The sequence below is a fragment of the Streptomyces sp. NPDC058964 genome (assembly GCF_042741275.1).
Classification (GTDB): domain Bacteria; phylum Actinomycetota; class Actinomycetes; order Streptomycetales; family Streptomycetaceae; genus Streptomyces.
Genome location: NZ_JBHYKH010000511.1, coordinates 1,305 through 6,421, shown reverse-complemented (window position 1 = coordinate 6,421; position 5,117 = coordinate 1,305). Strand labels below are relative to the sequence as shown.

Annotated in this window: 4 protein-coding genes and 1 pseudogene; all 5 read right to left on the bottom strand. The window is 73.5% G+C overall.

Features of this window, described 5'->3' with window-relative positions; genetic code table 11:
• Positions 1–689: glycosyltransferase family 87 protein (locus ACFW2E_RS38720; protein WP_384474302.1), on the bottom strand; the 689-nt coding region annotated here is incomplete at its 3' end.
• Complete coding sequence (gene mptB / locus ACFW2E_RS38715; protein ID WP_384474299.1) at positions 686–2,080, bottom strand: polyprenol phosphomannose-dependent alpha 1,6 mannosyltransferase MptB; 1,395 nt, start codon at positions 2,078–2,080, stop codon at positions 686–688. The genes ACFW2E_RS38720 and mptB, both read right to left, overlap by 4 nt.
• Before the next feature lie 122 nt (positions 2,081–2,202).
• Positions 2,203–3,132: a glutaminase gene (locus ACFW2E_RS38710; RefSeq protein ID WP_384474296.1), complete on the bottom strand. Its 930-nt coding sequence runs from the start codon at positions 3,130–3,132 to the stop codon at positions 2,203–2,205.
• Between the two features lie 5 nt (positions 3,133–3,137).
• Complete coding sequence (gene aspA / locus ACFW2E_RS38705) at positions 3,138–4,601, bottom strand: aspartate ammonia-lyase (RefSeq protein WP_384474293.1); 1,464 nt, start codon at positions 4,599–4,601, stop codon at positions 3,138–3,140.
• A 357-nt stretch (positions 4,602–4,958) separates the two neighbouring features.
• Positions 4,959–5,117, bottom strand: a pseudogene (locus ACFW2E_RS38700) (asparaginase); the annotation flags it as partial.

Below are 5,117 nucleotides of genomic sequence, written 5' to 3'. Positions count from 1 at the left end.
CAGTGCGTGCGCCCCCGCGCGCGGGCGCCCCCGCCGCGGGCGGGGGGGGGGGCGCCGCCCGGCGCGGGGCGCCCCCCCCCCCCCCCCCCGCCGGCGCCCCCGAGGCAGGCGGCACGCCGGCGGCGGCCGAGCAGCAGGAGCCCGATGAACAGGGCGGGAGTGAGCTTGACCGCGGCGGCCAGGCCGATCCCGGCACCCGCCCAGCGGTCCCGGCCGGTCGCCGGCAGCAGGCAGTCGGCGAGGACCAGTGCCAGCAGCACCAGGTTGACCTGGCCGAAGCTGAAGGTGTCGCGCAACGGCTCGAACAGCGCCAGCCCGCAGGCGGCCAGGGACCACGCGTACCAGCCGTGGCGCCGCCAGTCCGGCCCGGCCAGGATGCGCAGTACGGCGGCCAGCGCCGTCAGGTTGAGCAGCAGCGAACAGGCGATCGCCGTGCGCAGTCCCACGAGGGCCATCGGCAGCATGGCGAGCGCGGCGAACGGCGGGTAGGTGAAGCCGTACGTCGTCCCGGGCACCCGGTAGTCGTAGATCCGGCCGCCGTGGTGGACCCAGGTGTGCACGGTGCCGTAGTAGACGCGCAGGTCGAACCAGCCGCGCAGGAGCGGCACGGTCGCCGTGAACACGGTGACCACGACGGCGAGGGCCACGACGAGGAGCAGCCGGCCCCGCTGGGTACGAGGCCCTCTCATGCCGTGCGTCCCAGCGCCGTGGCCCGAGCGGCCTGATGGGCCTGCCACAGCACGACCACCGCGAGCGCCCCGCCGGAGACGGCGAGCAGCAGCTGGCCGGTGTCCACGGGGCCGCCGCCGGGCAGGACGGCGAGCGCGAGCACCGCGGCCAGGGCCGCCACCCGGTGCCGTACCGGCGCGCTGGGCGCGGCGGCCGCGATCAGGAACAGCCCCCACAGGGCGTACCAGGGGCGGATCGCCGGGCCGAAGGCGGCCACCGCCAGCAGGCTCAGCCCCAGCGCGTACACCGGCCGCGGGCGCAGGCGCAGCCATATGAACAGCACGGCGACGGCGGTGGCCGCGAGGCCGAACGCGTGCCAGAGCGGGACGGCCAGCGGTGCCGGACCGCTGCCGAGATGCTCCAGGACTGCGCCGGTGGCCCGGCCGAGCAGGCTGGTGAGCGCCCAGTTGTGCGGGGACACGGGGGTGTCCAGGGCGCCTATCCAGCCGTATCCCGTACCGGCGACGGCCGTCGCGACGACCGTCGTGACCCCGGCGGCGGCGGTCGTCGTCACCAGAGCGCGCGCCGGACCGCGGCCCGCCCTCATCTGGACGACCACGATCGCGAGCAGGCCGAGCGCGGCGGGTGCCTTGACGAGGGCGGCGAGCGTGACGAGCACGGCGCCCAGGACGGGCCACCGGCCCAGCGCCGCGACCAGGCCGACCCCGAGCAGGCCCAGCATGATCGCGTCGTTGTGGGCACCAGCGATCAGGTGCAGCAGCACCAGCGGGTTGAGGGCGCCCAGCCACAGCGCGGCGGCCGGGTCGGCGCCGCTGTGCCGGGCGAGCCGGGGCAGCGCGGCGGCCATCAGGGCAACGCCCAGCAGGGCGACCAGGCGCATCCCGACGAGCCCGGCGGGGAGTTCGCCGCGGGTCAGGCCGGACAGGAACGAGGCGAGGGCCAGGAACGCCGGGCCGTACGGTGCCCCGGTGTTCCGCCACACGGGGGCGACCTCGTCGGCCAGCGGACCGCCGAGCCGGGCGGGCCCGTGCGCGTACACGTCGATGTGCGCGTCGACCATGGCACCCTGCGCGAGGTAGCTGTACACGTCCCGGCTGAACAGCGGGGGCGCGAGCAGCAGCGGGGCCGCCCAGACGGCCAGGACGAGCAGCAGGGAGCGCGTGCTCGGCGGTTCGGTGCCGCGGACGAGGCGGCCGAGCAGCGCCCAGGCGGCTATCAGCAGGACGACTCCGAAGTACACCCCGACCAGGCCGAGAGCGGCTCGGGCCGAGGCGGCTGCCACGAGTTCCCGGACGGGCAGCGCCCCGGCCGTCTCACCGCCCAGGGCGAGGAAGGCGGTACCGGCCAGACCCAGCACCTGGCAGCGGCGGAGATCTACGGGGAAAGCCATGGCCAACACTCGGAAAGCGTGTCAGGGCAGGGTGGCCGGAAAGCGACACGATGCCCTCGGGGCGGAGACCGCGATGTGACCGGCACGTGGTCGGCGACGCGTCCCGGTGTCGACGAGTCTCCCTAGAACACGGACAGGCCCGTCAGCGTCGTGAATCGGTCCAGGGCCGCCACTCCCGCCACCGAGTTGCCGCGCTCGTCCAGCCCCGGGCTCCACACGCACAGCGTGCACCGGCCCGGTACGACCGCGATGATCCCGCCCCCCACACCGCTCTTGCCGGGCAGTCCGACCCGGTAGGCGAAGTCTCCCGCCGCGTCGTAGGTCCCGCAGGTCAGCATCACCGCGTTGACCTGCTTGGCCTGGCTGCGGGTGAGCAGCCGGCTGCCGTCGGCGCGGATGCCGTGCCGGGCGAGGAAGGAGGTGGCCAGGGCGAGGTCGGCGCAGGACGCGGTGACGGAGCACTGCCGGAAGTACTGATCGAGCAGGACCGGCACCGGGTTGTCGATGTTGCGGTACGACGCCATGAAGTGGGCGAGGGCGGCGTTGCGGTCGCCGTGGGCGGTCTCGGAGGCGGCGACCTCCTTGTCGAAGTCCAGGCCGGGGTTGCCGCTCTCGGCGCGAAGGAAGGCCAGCAGCTCTCCGGCCGCGTCTCCGCTACGGGTCTGGAGGCGGTCGGTGACGACCAGGGCGCCCGCGTTGATGAAGGGATTGCGCGGGATGCCGTTCTCGTACTCCAGCTGCACCAGCGAGTTGAACGGGTTGCCCGAGGGTTCGCGGCCCACGTGCTCCCAGAGTTCGTCGCCCTCGCGGGCCAGGTCGAGGGCGAGTGTGAAGACCTTGGTGATGGACTGCGCGGAGAAGGGCTCATGCCAGTCCCCCACCCCGTACACCGTGCCGTCCAGTTCGGCGACGGCCATGCCGAAGCTGCGCGGATCGCGGGCCGCGAGCGCCGGGATGTAGTCGGCGGGACGCCCGCGGCCGGGCGTCCGCCCCATCTCCTCGGCGATGCGCTCCAGGACCGGCAGATAGGTGAGGGACGACGTCGTTGTCATGATCACTATTGTGCCTCCGGGCCGCTCCCGGCGCGTGGTCGCGGGTGCGTGTTCGCAGGTCGGGCGGCGGGTGCGCCGCTGCCCGCGACGATCTCGGGACGCAACAGGTCCGCGAGCGTATCGGCGGGCAACAGGCCCTTTTCCAGAACGAGTTCGGCCACACCCCGCCCGGTGACAAGGGCCTCCTTGGCGATGTCGGTGGCCGCCGTGTACCCGATGTGCGGGTTGAGTGCGGTGACCAGTCCGATGGAGTTCTCGACGCTCGCGCGCAGCGCCTCGGTGTTGGCGGTGATCCCGTCCACGCACCGCTCGGCGAGCGTGACGCAGGCGTTCCGCAGGTGGGTGATGCTCTCCGAGAGGGAGTGCAGGATGACCGGCTCGAACGCGTTGAGCTGGAGCTGGCCCGCCTCGGCGGCCATGGTGATGGTGACGTCGTTGCCGATCACCTCGAAGGCGACCTGGTTGACGACCTCGGGGATCACCGGGTTGACCTTCCCGGGCATGATGCTCGAACCGGCCTGCACCGGCGGCAGGTTGATCTCCCCGAGGCCGGCACGCGGGCCCGAGGACAGCAGCCGCAGGTCGTTGCAGCCTTTGGAGAGCTTGACCGCGATCCGCTTGAGCACGCCGGACATCTGGACGAAGGCCCCGCAGTCCTGGGTGGCCTCGACCAGGTTGGCCGCGGTCACCAGGGGCAGCCCGGTGATCTCGGCCAGGTGCCGGCGGGCGGACTCGGCGTACCCGGCGGGGGCGTTGAGCCCGGTGCCGATCGCCGTGGCCCCCAGGTTGATCTCGTGGATCAGCTCGGCCGCTTCCGCCAGCCTGCTGCGGTCCTCTTCGAGCATGACCGCGTACGCCGAGAACTCCTGCCCGAGGGTCATGGGCACCGCGTCCTGGAGCTGGGTACGGCCCATCTTCAGGACCTCCCGGAACTCGACGGCCTTGCGGGCGAAGGAGTCCTGCAGCTGCGCCATGGCCCTCAGCAGCCCGCGCACCGCGAAGACCGTCGCGATCTTGACGGCGGTCGGGTAGACGTCGTTGGTGGACTGGCCGAGGTTGACGTCCTCGTTGGGGTGCAGATGCGCGTACCGGCCCTTGTCGTGCCCCAGCAGTTCCAGCGCGCGGTTGGCGACGACCTCGTTCGCGTTCATGTTGGTCGAGGTGCCGGCGCCGCCCTGGACGACGTCCACCACGAACTGGCCGTGCAGTTTGCCGTTCCGGATCTCACGGCAGGCGGCGACGATCGCGGCCGCCTTCCGCGGCTCCAGCAGGCCGAGTTCCTCGTTGGCGAGGGCGGCGGCCTCCTTGACGGCGGCCAGGGCGTCGATCAGGTGCGGGTAGGCGGAGATCGGCGTGCCGGTGATGGGGAAGTTCTCCGTCGCGCGCAGGGTGTGGATGCCCCAGTACGCGTCGGCGGGGACGTCGCGGTCTCCGAGCAGGTCGTGTTCGCTCCGGGTGGCGGCGGTCATGAGGGTGCGGCCTCTTTCCGAGGGGTAAGGACGAGCGCCCCGAGGGGGCGGGGGGGAACCGCGCGGCCGGCCGGAAACGGCCCGCAGATCGGGAACGTGGCTGCCGGGCGGAGCGCGAGGTCCGGTCGTCGAACTCCCGTCGTCCGTCCGGAGGACGAGCCCTGCGGCGTCATGGGGGTCCCCTGCTCGAGCGAAGCCGACAGCTGGGGGAGCGTGCTCTCGGCGTGCCGGGCGCAGGCCCTCGTACCGGATGTACTCGGGCCTGTGCCCGGTGCGGCGAGCGGGGGTCCCCCTGCTCGAAGCGGTTGGGGGAGCGTGCATGGCGTCGCCGGGCAGCCGGGAGTCCGACGGCAAGGCCTAGGCGCAGGCCGTCAGCGGCACCGGGTCCAGCGCGCGGACCGGCCGTACACACCCGACCGGCTCCCCGCCGCCGAGCAGCGGCTCGCCCCCCAACCCCGTGAGGAGCTCGGGGCCGACCCCCGCGCGGGCGAGGGCGGCGGCGGCCCCCCGGACGCG

Bases quoted from the DNA above. Each gene is read 5' to 3' on its own strand.
- ACFW2E_RS38710 (WP_384474296.1), bottom strand. From the start codon at position 3,132: ATGACAACGACGTCGTCCCTCACCTATCTGCCGGTCCTGGAGCGCATC.
- aspA (WP_384474293.1), bottom strand. From the start codon at position 4,601: ATGACCGCCGCCACCCGGAGCGAACACGACCTGCTCGGAGACCGCGAC.
- mptB (WP_384474299.1), bottom strand. From the start codon at position 2,080: ATGGCTTTCCCCGTAGATCTCCGCCGCTGCCAGGTGCTGGGTCTGGCC.